The sequence below is a fragment of the Altererythrobacter sp. CAU 1644 genome (genome assembly GCF_029623755.1).
Classification (GTDB): domain Bacteria; phylum Pseudomonadota; class Alphaproteobacteria; order Sphingomonadales; family Sphingomonadaceae; genus Erythrobacter; species Erythrobacter arenosus.
Genome location: NZ_CP121106.1, coordinates 2,224,347 through 2,238,046, shown reverse-complemented (window position 1 = coordinate 2,238,046; position 13,700 = coordinate 2,224,347). Strand labels below are relative to the sequence as shown.

At 63.7% G+C, this 13,700-nt stretch carries 19 protein-coding genes; 3 read left to right on the top strand and 16 right to left on the bottom strand.

The annotated features are described in order from the left end of the window. Positions 1 to 44: 44 nt before the first annotated feature. From P7228_RS11120 to rpmF, 3 genes are read right to left on the bottom strand one after another with little or no spacing between them, the layout of a single operon-like run. The gene (locus P7228_RS11120) at positions 45 to 1,010 is read right to left on the bottom strand and encodes a beta-ketoacyl-ACP synthase III (protein WP_278015310.1); all 966 of its coding nucleotides are present in this window, start codon (positions 1,008 to 1,010) and stop codon (positions 45 to 47) included. Continuing rightward, positions 1,007 to 2,071 carry a phosphate acyltransferase PlsX gene (plsX, locus tag P7228_RS11115; RefSeq protein WP_278015309.1) on the bottom strand — a complete coding sequence of 355 codons (1,065 nt, stop codon included), beginning with the start codon at positions 2,069 to 2,071 and terminating at the stop codon, positions 1,007 to 1,009. Before plsX ends, P7228_RS11120 begins: the two co-directional genes overlap by 4 nt. A gap of 27 nt (positions 2,072 to 2,098) precedes the next feature. Further along, positions 2,099 to 2,278, bottom strand: a complete 180-nt coding sequence (gene rpmF, locus P7228_RS11110) for a 50S ribosomal protein L32 (protein ID WP_152435052.1) — start codon at positions 2,276 to 2,278, stop codon at positions 2,099 to 2,101. Positions 2,279 to 2,473: 195 nt separating this feature from the next. On the opposite strand from rpmF, the gene P7228_RS11105 reads away from it, so the two are divergent. After that, a complete protein-coding gene (locus P7228_RS11105) occupies positions 2,474 to 2,872 on the top strand; it encodes an MAPEG family protein (protein ID WP_278015308.1) in 399 nt (132 codons plus the stop codon). Between the two features lie 39 nt (positions 2,873 to 2,911). Here the strand turns inward: P7228_RS11105 and P7228_RS11100 are convergent, their stop codons facing one another. The 4 genes from P7228_RS11100 to P7228_RS11085 all read right to left on the bottom strand — a co-directional run bounded on the left by P7228_RS11100 (position 2,912) and on the right by P7228_RS11085 (position 5,416). Beyond that, the gene (locus P7228_RS11100) at positions 2,912 to 3,553 is read right to left on the bottom strand and encodes an MBL fold metallo-hydrolase (RefSeq protein ID WP_430732514.1); all 642 of its coding nucleotides are present in this window, start codon (positions 3,551 to 3,553) and stop codon (positions 2,912 to 2,914) included. Positions 3,554 to 3,649: 96 nt separating this feature from the next. Then, positions 3,650 to 4,084 carry a hypothetical protein gene (locus P7228_RS11095; RefSeq protein WP_278015306.1) on the bottom strand — a complete coding sequence of 145 codons (435 nt, stop codon included), beginning with the start codon at positions 4,082 to 4,084 and terminating at the stop codon, positions 3,650 to 3,652. A 267-nt stretch (positions 4,085 to 4,351) separates the two neighbouring features. Then, complete coding sequence (locus P7228_RS11090) at positions 4,352 to 4,615, bottom strand: hypothetical protein (protein WP_278015305.1); 264 nt, start codon at positions 4,613 to 4,615, stop codon at positions 4,352 to 4,354. A 132-nt stretch (positions 4,616 to 4,747) separates the two neighbouring features. Then, positions 4,748 to 5,416 carry a S24 family peptidase gene (locus tag P7228_RS11085; protein WP_278015304.1) on the bottom strand — a complete coding sequence of 223 codons (669 nt, stop codon included), beginning with the start codon at positions 5,414 to 5,416 and terminating at the stop codon, positions 4,748 to 4,750. Positions 5,417 to 5,548: 132 nt separating this feature from the next. Between P7228_RS11085 and P7228_RS11080 the strand changes: the two genes are divergently transcribed. After that, positions 5,549 to 5,770: a hypothetical protein gene (locus tag P7228_RS11080; RefSeq protein ID WP_278015303.1), complete on the top strand. Its 222-nt coding sequence runs from the start codon at positions 5,549 to 5,551 to the stop codon at positions 5,768 to 5,770. Further along, positions 5,760 to 6,134: a hypothetical protein gene (locus P7228_RS11075; RefSeq protein ID WP_278015302.1), complete on the top strand. Its 375-nt coding sequence runs from the start codon at positions 5,760 to 5,762 to the stop codon at positions 6,132 to 6,134. The genes P7228_RS11080 and P7228_RS11075 overlap by 11 nt, the downstream gene beginning before the upstream one ends. Before the next feature lie 3 nt (positions 6,135 to 6,137). On the opposite strand, the gene P7228_RS11070 is transcribed toward P7228_RS11075, so the two are convergent. From P7228_RS11070 to fsa, 9 genes are read right to left on the bottom strand one after another with little or no spacing between them, the layout of a single operon-like run. Then, positions 6,138 to 7,076: a D-2-hydroxyacid dehydrogenase gene (locus P7228_RS11070; protein ID WP_278015301.1), complete on the bottom strand. Its 939-nt coding sequence runs from the start codon at positions 7,074 to 7,076 to the stop codon at positions 6,138 to 6,140. Between the two features lie 9 nt (positions 7,077 to 7,085). Beyond that, positions 7,086 to 7,442, bottom strand: a complete 357-nt coding sequence (locus P7228_RS11065; protein WP_278015300.1) for a hypothetical protein — start codon at positions 7,440 to 7,442, stop codon at positions 7,086 to 7,088. 36 nt (positions 7,443 to 7,478) lie between these two features. After that, on the bottom strand, positions 7,479 to 7,937 hold the full coding sequence (locus tag P7228_RS11060) for an RES family NAD+ phosphorylase (RefSeq protein WP_278015299.1): 459 nt from the start codon (positions 7,935 to 7,937) through the stop codon (positions 7,479 to 7,481). Next, positions 7,934 to 9,403 carry a cysteine--tRNA ligase gene (cysS, locus tag P7228_RS11055; RefSeq protein WP_278015298.1) on the bottom strand — a complete coding sequence of 490 codons (1,470 nt, stop codon included), beginning with the start codon at positions 9,401 to 9,403 and terminating at the stop codon, positions 7,934 to 7,936. Before cysS ends, P7228_RS11060 begins: the two co-directional genes overlap by 4 nt. Before the next feature lie 34 nt (positions 9,404 to 9,437). After that, positions 9,438 to 10,034 carry a carboxymuconolactone decarboxylase family protein gene (locus P7228_RS11050; protein WP_278015297.1) on the bottom strand — a complete coding sequence of 199 codons (597 nt, stop codon included), beginning with the start codon at positions 10,032 to 10,034 and terminating at the stop codon, positions 9,438 to 9,440. 3 nt (positions 10,035 to 10,037) lie between these two features. After that, positions 10,038 to 10,712, bottom strand: a complete 675-nt coding sequence (locus P7228_RS11045; RefSeq protein WP_278015296.1) for a nitroreductase — start codon at positions 10,710 to 10,712, stop codon at positions 10,038 to 10,040. Then, positions 10,709 to 11,056, bottom strand: a complete 348-nt coding sequence (locus P7228_RS11040) for a hypothetical protein (RefSeq protein WP_278015295.1) — start codon at positions 11,054 to 11,056, stop codon at positions 10,709 to 10,711. Before P7228_RS11040 ends, P7228_RS11045 begins: the two co-directional genes overlap by 4 nt. Beyond that, positions 11,056 to 12,885: a cobaltochelatase subunit CobT gene (gene cobT, locus P7228_RS11035; RefSeq protein ID WP_278015294.1), complete on the bottom strand. Its 1,830-nt coding sequence runs from the start codon at positions 12,883 to 12,885 to the stop codon at positions 11,056 to 11,058. Before cobT ends, P7228_RS11040 begins: the two co-directional genes overlap by 1 nt. 15 nt (positions 12,886 to 12,900) lie before the next feature. After that, the gene (gene fsa, locus P7228_RS11030; protein WP_278015293.1) at positions 12,901 to 13,554 is read right to left on the bottom strand and encodes a fructose-6-phosphate aldolase; all 654 of its coding nucleotides are present in this window, start codon (positions 13,552 to 13,554) and stop codon (positions 12,901 to 12,903) included. Positions 13,555 to 13,700: the final 146 nt, after the last annotated feature.

The following is a 13,700-nucleotide window of genomic DNA, read 5'->3' as shown; positions in this document are numbered from 1 at the left end:
CAGACAATTTAGCAACTTAGTTGCAATGTAGAGCGTGAATTTATTCACACCCGGGCGAGACTGGCCCCCCAGGTGAACCCTCCGCCCATCGCTTCGAACATTACGAGGTCGCCCGGCTTGATCCGCCCATCCTTGCGCGCGGTGTCGAAGGCCAGCGGCACCGAGGCGGCAGAGGTGTTGGCGTGACGGTCGACCGTCACGATCACCTTATCCTCTGCAATGCCGAGCTTCCTGGCCGTTGCGTCGAGGATCCGCTTGTTCGCCTGATGGGGTACGACCCAGTCGATATCCCCCACGGTAAGTCCTGAATCTTCAATGACTTCGCCCAAAACCTCGGCCAGATTCACCACCGCGTGGCGGAACACCTCGCGGCCCTTCATGCGGACATGGCCGGTGCTTTGCGTGGTGGACGGACCGCCATCGACATAGAGCAGGTCGTGTTGCGCGCCATCGGCATGAAGCCGGGTCGCGATGACCCCCGTATCGGCCTGATCGGTATCTTCGGCCTCGAGCACGATCGCCCCGGCGCCGTCGCCGAACAGGACGCAGGTGGTGCGGTCTTCCCAGTCGAGAATGCGGCTGAAAGTCTCGGCACCGATCACCAGTGCCCGTTTGGCCATGCCCGTGCGAAGCATCGAATCGGCTGTCGCCAACGCGTAGAGAAAGCCCGAGCACACCGCCGCCACGTCGAAGGCGATTCCGCCGTTGCAGCCGAGCGCATCCTGAACCTTGGTCGCCGTCGCCGGGAAGGTGTTGTCGGGCGTCGCCGTGGCGAGAACGATCAGTTCGATCGATTGCGGATCGACGCCGGCATCGGCGCAGGCCTGCCTGGCCGCCTCGGTCGCGAGCGTGGCGGTGGTTTCGCCCTCGCCCGCGATATAGCGCTGCCGGATACCGGTGCGCTCGACGATCCATTCATCGCTGGTATCGACCTCGGCCGCCAACTCGTCATTGCTGACGCAGCGCTGTGGCAGCGCCGAGCCGCTTCCCCGTATGAAGGAGCGGATCACTCGGCTGCCTCGTCCGTGTCTTCGCTCGCACCAGGCTCGTCGCCATTGCCGAGCGCGGCAAGATCCTGCGCGATGCGATTGGTGATGTCGTCTTCGAGCAGGCGCGCCGCGACCTCGACCGCATTGGCCACGCCCTTGGCGGTCGCGCTGCCGTGGCTCTTCACCACCACCCCGTTGAGACCGAGGAAAACCGCGCCATTGTGATTGTTGGGGTCGAGATGATGCTTGAGCAGCTCGGTCGCAGGGCGCGACACGAGGAAGCCGATTTTCGAGCGCAGCGAGCTGGTGAAGGCGGTCCGCAGAAGGTCGGTCACGAAGCGCGCTGTCCCCTCGATCGCCTTGAGCGCGATATTGCCCGAGAATCCGTCGGTCACCACGACATCCACTTCACCGCGGTTGATCTTGTCGCTCTCGACGAAGCCGTCGAACTGCAGCTCCAGCCGGGTCGCGCGCTGCAATTGGGCCGCAGCATCGCGCAGAGCCTCGGTGCCCTTGATCTCTTCGGTGCCGATGTTGAGCAGGCGCACGCGCGGATTCTCGAACCCGTTGACGATGCGCGAATAGGCCGCTCCCATCACCGCGAACTGCACCAGGTTGCGCGCGTCGGCCTCGGTATTGGCACCGAGGTCGAGCATGATCACGTCGTGTTCTTCGAGGGTGGGGAGCAGCGCTGCCAGCGCAGGACGGTCAATCCCGGGCATGGTGCGGAGCGCGAGCTTGCTCATCGCCATCAGCGCGCCGGTGTTCCCGGCGCTTACCGCGGCACCGGCATCGCCTTGCTTTACGGCGTTGACCGCTAGCCCCATCGAAGTGGTCTTGGACCGGCGGAGCGCGCGGCTGGGCAGTTCGTCACCGCCCACGACATCCTCGCAATGGAGGATTTCGGACGCGCCGCGCATGTTGGGATGGTTTTCGAGCGCGGCCTTGATCCGCGTCTCGTCACCCACCAGCAGGAACTGGAACTTGTCGTGACGACGGCGCGCGAGTGCGGCGCCTTCGACCATGACGCGCACGCCTTCATCGCCGCCCATCGCATCAACGGCGATACGCGGCAGGCTCATCCCAGGTTCTCCAGCAATTGCAGTCGATTAAAGGCCGACCGCGACAACCTCGCGACCGTTGTAATAACCGCAGTGCGGGCAAAGATTGTGCGGGCGCTTGAGCTCACCGCAGTTCGAGCATTCGTGATGAGCTTCGACCTTCAGCGAATCATGCGCGCGACGATTGCCACGGCGGTGGGGCGATACTTTTCTCTTGGGGACAGCCATCTCGGCACCTGTTCCTCAAATAAATCAATCAATTTGTGGGCCGCTCTAGGACAAGGTCGAAAAGCGCACAAGTGCATGTGCGCGATTCTTGACCCGGCATTGGCGGGAAGCCGCGCGCTATAGAGCAAAATTCGCCCGTTGCAACCCATAGGCGTCACAGGTAGCAATTCACCCACCAAGAGGAGGGGAACCCGTATGAACGTCATCCTGCCAGTTACGCTGAGCGCCGCCGCCGCAGCCGGCATCATCAACCTGTGGCTCGCCATGCGCGTCGGGCAGATGCGCGGCCAGACCAAGAAGATCCATGGCGACGATGGCGGTGGTCCGTTGACGCGGCGCATGCGCGCCCATCTCAACTTCGTCGAATACACCCCTTTTGTCCTGATCCTGATCGGCGTGATCGAACTGGCCGGCAGAGGCGCGGTGTGGCTGCCCTATGTCGCCGGCGTCTATATGCTCGCCCGCGTGGCGCACGGATTCGGAATGGATTCGGAATCCTTCAGCAAGCTGCGCGGCGTCGGCATCCTCGTGACCATGCTCACACTGCTTGGCCTCGCGATCGTCGCGGTGCTGATCCTACTCGGAGTAATGTAGCGACTACGTGATCCGTATGCGCCGTCGGGCGGGTAGGTCTCAGGAAAGCGCGTAATCGCTGACGAAGGCGTTGGTCTTGCGTTCCTGGCCGAAAGTGCTGGTGGGGCCGTGGCCCGGGATAAAGGTCACGCCCTCGCCCAGCGGCCACAGCTTCTTGGTGATCGAATCGATCAGGTCCTGGTGATTGCCGAGGGGGAAATCGGTGCGCCCGATACTCCCCTGGAACAGCACGTCGCCAACGATCGCGAAATTGCTCGGCCGGTGGAAGAACACGACATGTCCGGGGGTGTGGCCGGGGCAATGGATCACCTCGAGCGTCAGCTCGCCCACCGTCACCGTGTCGCCATCGACCAGCCAGCGATCGGGCTCGAAGGTCTTGCCATTGATGCCGTAGCGCGCGCCATCATCGTCGAGCCGCGCGATCCAGAAGCGGTCGTCTTCATGCGGCCCCTCGATCGGCAGGCCCAACTCCTCGGCGAGGATGCCGGTTTGCCCGCAATGATCGATGTGGCCGTGCGTGACGAGCAGCTTCTCCAGCGTCACGCCGACCTTGTCGACGGCTTCCTTGAGCCGGTCGAGATCTCCACCGGGATCGACCAGCGCCGCCTTCATGGTCCTGGTGCACCAGATCAGCGAACAGTTCTGCTGCAGCGGCGTCACCGGAATGATCGCAGCGCGCATCGGGGGCAGTGGCTTGGTGTCGGTCGTCTCGGTCATGCGCGGGAGATGGCGGCTCGCGTTCGCGGTTGCAAGCCGCTTCTCTCCCCTCCGCGACAGCTAGATCGGCATGGGGCGCAGATCGGGCGGCACCCAGTCGCGCCGCGCCCCAACGCTGAACAACCTATCGCGCGACCAGTAGGCGAGGATCCAGTCCGGGCGGGCGAAGGGGCTCGCCATCAGGTCGCCGAGGACCGCGTTCAGGGCCGTGTCTGGCGAGTGTGCCTCAAGCACCGACCGCGCCGCGCGCAGCGATGCCACGGTGATCGTGTGGTGATAACCGTCGCTGTCGGTGTTGGGCGTGCCATGCGCCTCGTTGAGGTGGGTGATCACCTCGCGCATGGCGGCAGGCTCGGCCAAGTCGGGCCGGTGCCGCAGCAGGTATAGCGCCAGCGCGAAATGCGCCGCGTGGGTCCATTCGCGCTTGGGCAGCGAGCGGTCGAGCGCGCGCAAGGCGAGGCTTTCGATGGATGTGTCGGATGGGAATTCGGTCATTGTCTCTTGTCCTGTCGATAGTGCCCGACCGACATGAAAAACCCCGCCAGCCGGGCGGGGTTTGCGAGAGTTGCAATGTCTGGAAGCCTTGCCTTCAGAGCACGCACACGCCTTTGGCCGCCGCGAATATCGGGCGGGTTTGTTGTGTGATGCTGCGGACCAAGCGCATTTCCATCGTTTCGGGATGCTTCAGCACGCTGTGTTCGTCAAGCTTCGCCGGTGAGGAGCGCTCCGCCGAGAAGGGGCAGCGGAGCGCCCCGTTCGATGTCATCCGCGGCAGGCGATGCCCGGATGAAAGCCCGTGCCGGGGGCAGGCCGACCGAATGCCCGCACGAAGCTGGCGTAGGTTTGGGTAAAGCCCATCGCGTCCTCAGGCGTGTCGTTGAGGCCGCTGAATGCACAAGCGGAGCTGGCCTTGCCATAATGGACCGGGGTCCATTTGCCGTTGCCGGTGATTTCCCCGGCGAGGGCCGGAACGCCGAGCACCAGAATTGCCGCGGCACCCAGGAACTTAAGGTTGCGTCGTGTCATGATCATCTCCCCAGTGATTAGGACATACGACCCGACGACCCGCCTGTTGTGCCACCAGTAAGCTCCACAAGTTTGGCAGAATGATGTCTGCAACTGGATCTGCGCTTGATGGACGCGAGTAGCGCCATCGGGTTATATCCGCCCCGCCTTCCACACCACCCGGCCGATAATCTCGACCTCCTCGGCTGCCACTTCGACCGGCGGATAGGCGAGGTTCTGAGAGAGCAACGCCAGCCGCCCTGCCCCTTGCGAGGCGACCCGTTTCACCATCAGCGTGTCGCCCAGCCTCACAACATGCACGCCATCGCGCAACGGCCGCGGCGTACGATCGACCAGGATCTCGTCGCCATCGCGCAGGAGCGGCTCCATGCTGTCGCCCTCAACCGTGATCGATGAAAGTTGCGAGCCTTCGAGCCCCTGTTCGCGTAGCCAGCGGCTCGAGAAACGGAAGGTGTCGAACGCCTCCTCCGAATGCGCGAGCGCGCCAGGGCCGGCGGATGCGCCGATGTCGAGCCGCGGGACGTCGATCCATTGGGCACTCTTGCGAGGAATCAGGGCCGCACCGTAGGATTTTTCCCGTGTTCCCGCCTGCGGAGCGCCCAGTTCCCCTTCATCTACCCCGAAGAACTGCGCCAGCTTGCGGCGGTCCTGTTCCTCAAGCTTGCGCGGCGAGCCCTTGCGCACAAACTGCTGCAAATAGCTGGGGTTACGCCCAATCATCGCGGAAAGCGACGCCAGGCTCGCCCGGTTCTTCTCGGCCAGTTCGAGGAGCCTTCCCCGCTCCTTCGCGCCATCGTCCATATGTCATTCCCTCAACATCGATTAAATTTCCTATAGCATAGGATTTTTCCTAGACAAGTAGGATTTCGGCTGGAACGAATAGGGAACACAGCGAGCGATTCGCGTGCCGATTCAGTCACCAAGAGGGGTTCTATGCTGATCCGTTCCATCGAGGCTTTCCTGCGTTCCCACGACATGCCTGCCACCAAGTTCGGCCGCCTTGCCGCGCACGATCCGCGCTTCGTGCTCGACCTGAGGATGGGCCGTATACCCCGCCCCGATACCGAGGCTCGCATCCGGCGCTGGATGGACCGCTACTCCCCCAGCGCCATTCCCGCCGCATTCGAAAACAAGGACCTCGCCCATGCGCGCTGACATCTTCACCAGCCCCGAATTCGAGACCAAGGCGCGACGTTTCCGACCGCGCCGCACCCCTGCCGACCGCTTGCGCGAGGCCTTGCTGGCGCTGGCCGAGGCCAAGGCGTGCATCCTCTCGCACGAGGAGAAAGCCTGGGCCTCGATCACCTTCTCGGGCACGCGGCACACACTCACGCTCGACTTCGACGGGGCAGCAGCGGTCGCGGCGGGCGAGCGCTTCATCGCTGCCCTGCCCGATCACGAGTTTGCGATCTCCGGCCAGCTGGTCGCCGACGCCAGCGTCAGCGAAGTCGATCACCTGCTGCACCCGCAGCCGCGCATGCTGGTAACCGTGGTGCTGTTACTGCTTGAGGAGAGCTGAGGGTTAGTACCCCAATTTCGGATCGAACACCGGCCCGACCGGCTCTCCCTTCAGATAGCGGTCGAGGTTCTCAAGGAAGCGCTCGGCACTGCGCATGAACATCTTGTCCTGCGCGCGGCCCGAAAGGTGCATGGTGATGTGTGCGTTGTCGAGCGTCCATAGCTCGTGATCCGCGGGCAGTGGCTCGGGGGTGGTGACGTCGAGGAAGGCACCGCCGATCGACTTGATCTTGAGCGCCTCGACCAGAGCGGGCTGGTCGATCACCGCGCCGCGCGCGATATTCACGACCACCGCGTCCGACTTCATCGCAGCAAGTTCGCTCGCGCCGATCATCGCTTCGGTCTCTGGCGTGGCCGGAACGGCGAGGATGACCCAGTCGAACTCGCCCAGCTTGCCGCGCCACTCATCGGGCCTGAGCGCACCCTCCCCGCCGCTGCGCCGCACAACCGTCACTTCGACATCGAAGGCCTCGAGCCGCGGCTTGATCAGCTTGCCGATGGCGCCGTAGCCAAGCAGCAGCGCCTTGGTACCCGAGAGTTCGCGCTTGCCGGGTGAGTCCTGCAACCATTCCTTGCGGTCCTGCGCACGAACGACATCGCGATAACCCTTGGCGATATTGAGCATGCCCATCACGACGTATTCGGCGATGGTAATTGCGTTGATGCCCGCACCGTTGGTGACAGTGATGCCGCGTTCGATCAGCACGTCCATCGGCAGGAAATCGAGGCCCGCGTAGATCGAGTTGAGCCATTTCAGATTTGTAGCGGCGCGCAGCGTGGCTGCCATCGCATCCTGCTCGTACATATCGAACCAGCCGATCTCGGCTTCGGGCACTGCCTCCAGCGCTTCTTCCTTGGTCATGAACCAGCGCACGTCCAGCCCTGCGGGCAAGCGCGGCTCGAGCAGCGGCCGGATGAGGCCCGAAATCGCGAGAATGGTCATGGCTGGGTCCTAGCCGCGATATGCCATCCACGCCACTGCCAGAAGCACTGGCAGACCGGCGAGGTCGACCAAGGCGATCCGCCGCAACGCTGCAGGCGATCCCGCCATCCAGTAGAGCGCAAGGAAGCTGACCATGCTGATCCCGACAACGATCACGGCCAGACGCCGGCCCTCTGGTACGAATGCCGCATAGACGCAGGCCGCGAACACCGCGAGAAGAAGCGCGGCACGATGATGCATGAGCAGGAAGAGCGGGTTATCCGCCGCGATACCGTATAGCTGGGAGAGCCCCGCTGGACGGAAAAATGCAAGCGCCGGCAGGGCATGGATCGCCGCGAGGATGAGCCAAAGAATAGGTTGCAACATGCAACTATCCTAACTCCGTCGCGGGTTTTGGCAAGGCTAGGAGATGCCGGAAAACCGATCGAGCATGGGAGGCCGGTGGAGGCATTCGGCGAAGCTGAAGTGGCGCGTCGTCAAGGGCGGGACTTGTTGTGCTTCAGGATGGCGAGGGTTGAGATAGATCACATCAGCCTCGGGCAGCACTTTCGACCGGATCGCGCACAGCAGCGATCGGCGCGTGTCGAGCCATTCGCCGACATAGGCGCGAATGGCGTCCTCAACGGGCTCGGGCGCGCGTTCCGGAGCCGCGTCAACCTCGGTCCAGCCAAGCACGAAATCGTCGGGCGCCAGGGCAAGATCGTCGGGCTGGTATCGCAGCGCCACCAGCACCGCGAGCCCCGCTTCGCTGGCGAGACTGACAACCGGATGCCCCGGCGGCGCGTAGCGTGCGCCATGCAGTTCGGCCCCTTTCCCGTCGAGCGCCACGAAGGGCGCGCGGGTCAGGCGCCAGAGCTTCATCCGAGTTTCCACTCCCAGCCGAGCGGATCGCCGTCCATCACTTCGACGCCCTTGGCGGTAAGCTCGTCGCGGATGGCGTCGCTGGTGGCGAAGTCCTTCTCGGCGCGCGCGGCCTTGCGACGGCCCAGCGCGTCCTCGATCTCGTCCTCGGTGATCTGCGCATCCTTGGGACGGATGCGAAGGTCGGCACGGGAAAGGCGGGCGAGATCGAGGCCAAATACGCGATCCAGTTGCTCAACCGCGGTCACAACGCATTCGGGTGCAGTCTTCTTCAATGCCAACGCTTCTTCCAAGATGGTAAGCGCATCCGCAGTGTTGAGGTCCGAAGAAATCGCGGAATCGAAGCGTTCGACCAGTTCGCGCGTCACCCGTTCATATTCCCAGCAATCGCCCGGAATGTCCGTATCGGGAAGGCGCTCTTCCCATTTGCGCAACGCCATCACCATCCGCTTCAGCCGGGTCAGCGCAGCGTCCAGCCCTTCCCAGCTGAATTCGAGCTCGCTGCGATAATGCGCCTGCAGGCACATCAGACGATAGGCGAGCGGGTGGTAGCCCTTGTCGACCAGCAGTTGCAGGCGCAGGAACTCGCCCGCGCTCTTCGACATCTTGCCGCTGCGTTCGATCAGGAAATTGTTGTGCATCCAGATGCGCGCGCCGGAGTTGCGCGCGTCGTCTAGACCATTGGTGCAGCAATAGGCCTGGTTCTGCGCGATCTCGTTCGGATGGTGGATCTCGCGGTGGTCGATCCCGCCGGTGTGGATGTCGAACGGGAAGCCGAGCAGCGCCTCGCCCATGACCGAGCATTCGAGATGCCAGCCGGGCGCGCCCCGGCCCCAGGGCGAATCCCATTCCATCTGGCGCGTTTCGCCGTCCGGGGTTTTGCGCCAGATCGCGAAGTCGGCGGCGTTGCGCTTGCCCTCGACCGTGTCGATCCTGCCTTCTCCGTCCTCGGTCACGGCGCGCGCCAACCGCCCGTAATCCGCGACGGTCGAAACATCGAAATAGAGCCCGCTGTCGAGCTCGTAGCAATGCTTGTCCGCGATCCGCTCGCCCCAGGCGATCATCGCCGCGACATACTCGGTCGCGCGCGGATGCTGCTTGGGCTGGACGTTGAGCCGCGCCAGGTCGCGCTCGAAATCCTCCTGGTAGAATTTCGCGATGTCCCAGGCGGACTTGTTCTCCTTCGCCGCCATCTTTTCCATCTTGTCCTCGCCCTCATCGGCGTCGGACGTCAGATGACCGACATCGGTGATGTTGATGACATGGGTGAGCTTGTAGCCCTTCCACTGGAGCGTGCGCCCCAGCGTGTCGGCGAAGACATAGGCGCGCATGTTGCCGATGTGCTGGTAATTGTAGACCGTCGGCCCGCAGGAATAGACGCGCGCCTCACCCTCGTGGACGGGCTGGAACTCTTCCAGTTTGCGGGTCAGCGAATTGAACAGCTTGAGCGGAACGGCGTCGGTCATGGTGCGCGCGCTTTGCGGCGGTGCGGCTTTCGGGTCAAGCGCCGTGCTTGCCCAGGTCCCATTGATCGGGCGCATAGGTAGCAGCAGCAAAAGCGGCCGGCTCATCCTCCAGCGCAGTCGCCATGGTGTCGTTCCATCGGTTGAGAAAACCGAACAGCGAGATCACGGCTACAATCTCGACAATCTCGCGTTCGCTGAAGTGCCGTCTCAATGCGGAGAAATGCGCATCGCTGGCAGCATTGGGCACCTGTCCTGCTGCCAGTGCAAGATCGAGCGCTGCCCGCTCCGCGTCGCTGAACAGGTCGCTCTGCTGGTATTCCCACACGCGCACGACCTTCTCGGAATCGACGCCCCCGGCATGAGCGGCGCCATGCGATGTGTGCGCCTGGCAATAACGGCATCCCGCAGCGGCGCTGGTGACAGCCGCGATCATCTGCTTGAGGCCAACATCCAGCTCACCCGACCGCAGGATTGTCACCGCCATCGGAGAGAAGACTTTCAGCAGGTCCGGCCAATGCGCCATCGTCGGCAGGGAATTGGGCAGGAAGCCCATGCGCGCGCGGGCCATTTCGAGAATGGGCCGGATCTCGTCGGGCAGGTCATCCTCTGCGACGGGAGCAATGTGCGCCATGGCCTACTCCCAGCCTTCCCAGCGGATCGATTCCTCGAGCGGTGCGCGGGGCACGTCGAATGTGTTCACCGGCGCATCCGGATCGCGATATCCGATGGCGATCCCGCAGAAGAAAATATGGTCCTCGGGGATATCGACCACCTCGCGGATCTGCGGCGAATAGACGGCCCATGCCTCCTGGAAGCAGCAATCGAGCCCTTCCTCGCGCAGCAGCAGGCCGATGGTCTGCAACCACATGCCGATATCCGACCACTGCGGCGGGCCCATGTATTTGGGGGTGTGGATCAGCATCAGCACCGGCGCGCCGAAACCGCGGAAATTCTCGGCGAACCACATCAGCCGCTTGGCCTTGTCCTCGCGCGGGATTTCCAGCGCCGCGTAAAGCGCCTCGCCCACACCGAAGCGGCGCTCCTCATAGGCGCCATCGAGTTCGGGCGGATAGATGTGGTACTCGGGCGCGTGCGCCGCGCGCCCCTTGGGGAATTGTTCGGCGACCTTGGCGAACAGCGCCTGCATCGGCTCGCCAGTCAAGACTACCGCATGCCACGGCTGCGTATTGCCACCCGAGGGCGCGCGCTGCGCCTTCTCTAGGATGCGCGTGAGCACTTCGCGATCGACCGGCTGGTCGGTGAACTTGCGAACCGAGCGGCGGGTTTCGACGGCTTCTGTGACGTTCATTCCGGAAAAGCCCTAACCACTTCAATTTTGCCGACGATAGCGGCGTTGAAATCCTCAAGATCTTCGGCTGGAATCCAGTATTCCAAGTGCGCGCGGCCGCCGGCTTCCTGAATTTCGTAATTGTCGAGGAATTCTTTCTTAACTTCGAAGCGGGTTACGTAGCCTGAGCCACTTGCTGGAACGTTCCAGTCACGCGCGATCTTCACCGCATACTCTTCCGTTGTAACCGGATAAAAGATCGGTTGCTCAGGGAGACGTGGCGGCCAAACCTTCCAACCAGATTGCTCGACAAGCCTAAGTTCCTCCGGTCCTGTGGGTCTCCAAAGAGTTACCGTTTGAGCCATCACCTCCGCCGGCCCTTTTCTTCCTCGAACAGTTCGGCGAGCTGCTCGATGATCGTCCCGCCGAGTTGCTCGACATCCATGATCGTTACCGCACGGCGGTAATAGCGGGTCACATCGTGGCCGATGCCGATGGCGACCAGTTGCACGGGCGAGCGATTCTCGATCCAGTCGATCACCTTGCGCAAATGCGCCTCCAGATAACCGGCGCTGTTGACGCTGAGCGTGCTGTCGTCGACCGGCGCGCCATCGGAGATCACCATCAGGATGCGACGGTCTTCCTTGCGGCCGATCAGGCGGTTGTGCGCCCACATCAGCGCCTCGCCGTCGATATTCTCCTTGAGCAGCCCCTCGCGCATCATCAGCCCGAGGTTGCGGCGCGCGCGGCGCCACGGCTCGTCGGCCTTCTTGTAAATGATGTGGCGCAGATCGTTGAGCCGACCCGGCTCGGGCGGCTTGCCGTCGGCGAGCCATTGTTCGCGGCTCTGACCGCCCTTCCACGCGCGGGTGGTGAAGCCGAGGATCTCGGTCTTGACCCCGCTGCGTTCGAGCGTGCGCGCAAGAATGTCGGCGCTGATCGCGGCGATGCTGATCGGTCGCCCGCGCATGCTGCCCGAATTGTCGATCAGCAGGGTCACGATCGTGTCCTTGAACGCGACGTCCTTCTCGACCTTGTAGGCCATGGCCGTGCCGGGCGAGATGATGATGCGCGGCAGGCGCGAGGCATCGACGATGCCGTCTTCCTGGTCGAAGTCCCAGCTGCGGTTCTGCTGCGCCATCAACCGGCGCTGCAGCCGGTTGGCGAGGCGCGTCACCACGCCCTGCAGGCCGGTCAGCTGGCTGTCGAGATAGGCGCGCAGCCGGTCGAGTTCCTCGCTGTCGCACAGCTCATCCGCCGGGATTTCCTCGTCGAAACGCTCGGTATAGGCGCGGTAGTCGAGCCCGTCGGGGATCTCGCCCTGCGGCCGGTTGGGCCGCACCGGCATCATGCCTTCATCGCCCTCGTCGCCGGGCTCGCCATCGGCCATCTCGTCGGAGGCTTCGGCTTCGCCGTCGCCGTCGGCCTCGCCATCGGACATTTCGCCTGCGGCTTCGGCGGACTGGGGTTCGCCCTCGCCCTGGTTTTCCTCGTCCTCGCCGTCCTGCTGGTCCTGCCCCTCGTCCTCCTCGCCGTCGTCATTGTCGGCTTCGTCGGGCGCATCGGTTGGATGGGTCAGGTCGAGCTGCTGCAGCATGTCGAGGCTGAGCGACTGGAACAGCGCCTGGTCGTCGAGCGAATTGGCCAGCAGCTGGAAATCGTCGCCGACACGCTCCTCGATATAGGAACGGACCAGTTCGACCCCGGCCCGGGCGCGTTCGGGGATCGCGGCCCCGGTCAGCTTTTCGCGCACGATCAGGGCCAGGGCGGTTTGCAGCGGCACCTCGCCCTGGTTCTCGGCGCGCGTGATCGGATCGGACGCAGTGCGCATCTCGACCGCGGATTCGAGATTGGCGCGAATGCCGCTGAAATTGTTGGAGCCGAGCGCCTCGTAGCGCGCCCGCTCGATCGCATCGTAGCAGGCCCGCGCGGTGGGTTCGGGCGGGGCGTTCCTTCCGTGCAGCGCTTCGTTGTGGTGGCGCAGCCGCAGCGCGAAGCTATCGGCGAAACCCCGCGCCTCGCTCACCTGCTCGGGCGGCAGGTTGCGCGAGGGCAGCGGCACGCGGAAGTTCTTGCCGCTCTGTGAAGGAGCATCGGCGCACCACGCGATCTCGACCTCGGCCTCACGCGCGATCGCGCGGCTGGCGCCGGTCAGCGCCTGCTTGAATTTGTCGAGAGGAGTTTCTTCGGCCAAGCGACTACCTGCAAATCAGACGATCGACTGCCCCGTCGCCTGCCAGTCCTTGAGGAACCCTTCGATCCCCTTGTCGGTCAGAACGTGGTTGAACAGCTGCTTGATCACCTTGGGCGGCGCGGTCATCACGTCGGCACCGATCTTGGCGCTCTGCAGGACGTGGGTGACGTGGCGGACCGACGCGACGAGGATTTCGGTTTCGAACGAATAGTTGTCGTAGATCAGGCGGATATCCTCGATCAGCTCCATGCCGTCGAAGCCATTGTCGTCATGGCGGCCGACGAAGGGCGAGACGAAGGTCGCGCCCGCCTTGGCCGCGAGCAGCGCCTGGTTGGCGCTGAAACACAGCGTGACATTGACCATGGTGCCATCGCCGGTCAGCGCCTTGCAGGTCTTGAGCCCGTCGATCGTCAGCGGCACCTTGATGCAGACGTTGTCCGCAATCTTGCGCAGGACTTCGGCCTCTTTCATCATCGTGTCGTGATCGAGCGCGACGACTTCCGCCGAGACCGGACCATCGACGATGGCGCAGATTTCCTTCGTCACTTCCATGAAGTCGCGGCCCGACTTGTGGATCAGCGACGGGTTGGTGGTCACGCCGTCGAGCAGGCCGGTCGCCGCCAGCTCCTTGATGTCGGCGATTTCGGCGGTGTCGGCGAAGAATTTCATTGCGGGTACGCTCCAGCGTCAGGGTTTGCGATTCCCTGACGCTATAGCGCGCTCGCCGCGCGAGGCCACCCCGCCTGCGCGCCAAGTCTTGTGGGAATTGCACTTCGACGAGCGTGTAGCCAAGCCCGACGAACGACCGCCAGACC

Excerpts from the sequence above, each read along its gene's own strand:
- P7228_RS11070 (WP_278015301.1), bottom strand. The coding sequence starts at position 7,076 with ATGACCATTCTCGCGATTTCGGGCCTCATCCGGCCGCTGCTCGAGCCG.
- plsX (WP_278015309.1), bottom strand. The coding sequence starts at position 2,071 with ATGAGCCTGCCGCGTATCGCCGTTGATGCGATGGGCGGCGATGAAGGC.
- cysS (WP_278015298.1), bottom strand. The coding sequence starts at position 9,403 with ATGACCGACGCCGTTCCGCTCAAGCTGTTCAATTCGCTGACCCGCAAA.
- fsa (WP_278015293.1), bottom strand. The coding sequence starts at position 13,554 with ATGAAATTCTTCGCCGACACCGCCGAAATCGCCGACATCAAGGAGCTG.
- P7228_RS11095 (WP_278015306.1), bottom strand. The coding sequence starts at position 4,084 with ATGACCGAATTCCCATCCGACACATCCATCGAAAGCCTCGCCTTGCGC.
- rpmF (WP_152435052.1), bottom strand. The coding sequence starts at position 2,278 with ATGGCTGTCCCCAAGAGAAAAGTATCGCCCCACCGCCGTGGCAATCGT.
- P7228_RS11090 (WP_278015305.1), bottom strand. The coding sequence starts at position 4,615 with ATGACACGACGCAACCTTAAGTTCCTGGGTGCCGCGGCAATTCTGGTG.
- P7228_RS11045 (WP_278015296.1), bottom strand. The coding sequence starts at position 10,712 with ATGAACGTCACAGAAGCCGTCGAAACCCGCCGCTCGGTTCGCAAGTTC.
- P7228_RS11075 (WP_278015302.1), top strand. The coding sequence starts at position 5,760 with ATGCGCGCTGACATCTTCACCAGCCCCGAATTCGAGACCAAGGCGCGA.
- P7228_RS11060 (WP_278015299.1), bottom strand. The coding sequence starts at position 7,937 with ATGAAGCTCTGGCGCCTGACCCGCGCGCCCTTCGTGGCGCTCGACGGG.
- P7228_RS11105 (WP_278015308.1), top strand. The coding sequence starts at position 2,474 with ATGAACGTCATCCTGCCAGTTACGCTGAGCGCCGCCGCCGCAGCCGGC.
- P7228_RS11100 (WP_430732514.1), bottom strand. The coding sequence starts at position 3,553 with ATGCGCGCTGCGATCATTCCGGTGACGCCGCTGCAGCAGAACTGTTCG.
- P7228_RS11085 (WP_278015304.1), bottom strand. The coding sequence starts at position 5,416 with ATGGACGATGGCGCGAAGGAGCGGGGAAGGCTCCTCGAACTGGCCGAG.
- P7228_RS11065 (WP_278015300.1), bottom strand. The coding sequence starts at position 7,442 with ATGTTGCAACCTATTCTTTGGCTCATCCTCGCGGCGATCCATGCCCTG.
- P7228_RS11050 (WP_278015297.1), bottom strand. The coding sequence starts at position 10,034 with ATGGCGCACATTGCTCCCGTCGCAGAGGATGACCTGCCCGACGAGATC.
- P7228_RS11080 (WP_278015303.1), top strand. The coding sequence starts at position 5,549 with ATGCTGATCCGTTCCATCGAGGCTTTCCTGCGTTCCCACGACATGCCT.
- P7228_RS11040 (WP_278015295.1), bottom strand. The coding sequence starts at position 11,056 with ATGGCTCAAACGGTAACTCTTTGGAGACCCACAGGACCGGAGGAACTT.